Raw genomic sequence first — 540 nt, 5'->3', positions numbered from 1 at the left:
TTAATCGGGGCAGGGTGAGTCGACCCCTAAGGCGAGGCTGAAAAGCGTAGTCGATGGGAAACAGGTTAATATTCCTGTACTTGGTGTTACTGCGAAGGGGGGACGGAGAAGGCTAGGCTAGCCGGGCGACGGTTGTCCCGGTTTAAGCGTGTAGGGGGTGTGACCTGGTAAATCCGGTTGCATACTAACCCTGAGGCGTGATGACGATGCACTACGGTGCAGAAGTAGTTGATGCCCTGCTTCCAGGAAAATCCTCTAAGCTCCAGGTAACATTAAATCGTACCCCAAACCGACACAGGTGGTCAGGTAGAGAATACCAAGGCGCTTGAGAGAACTCGGGTGAAGGAACTAGGCAAAATGGTGCCGTAACTTCGGGAGAAGGCACGCTGGCATGTAGGTGAAGTCCCTTGCGGATGGAGCTGAAGCCAGTCGAAGATACCAGCTGGCTGCAACTGTTTAATAAAAACACAGCACTGTGCAAACACGAAAGTGGACGTATACGGTGTGACGCCTGCCCGGTGCTGGAAGGTTAATTGATGG

General features: G+C 52.8%; 1 rRNA gene. It reads left to right on the top strand.

Annotated features, from left to right (window positions below):
- Nucleotides 1–540 (top strand): 23S ribosomal RNA (locus ACJ8HB_RS24955); the annotation flags it as partial.

Source organism: Serratia sp. CY27727 (assembly GCF_052169275.1).
GTDB lineage: Bacteria > Pseudomonadota > Gammaproteobacteria > Enterobacterales > Enterobacteriaceae > Serratia > Serratia sarumanii.
Note: the sequence above shows the minus strand (reverse complement) of the source record. Positions and strands in the feature narration are given on the sequence as shown.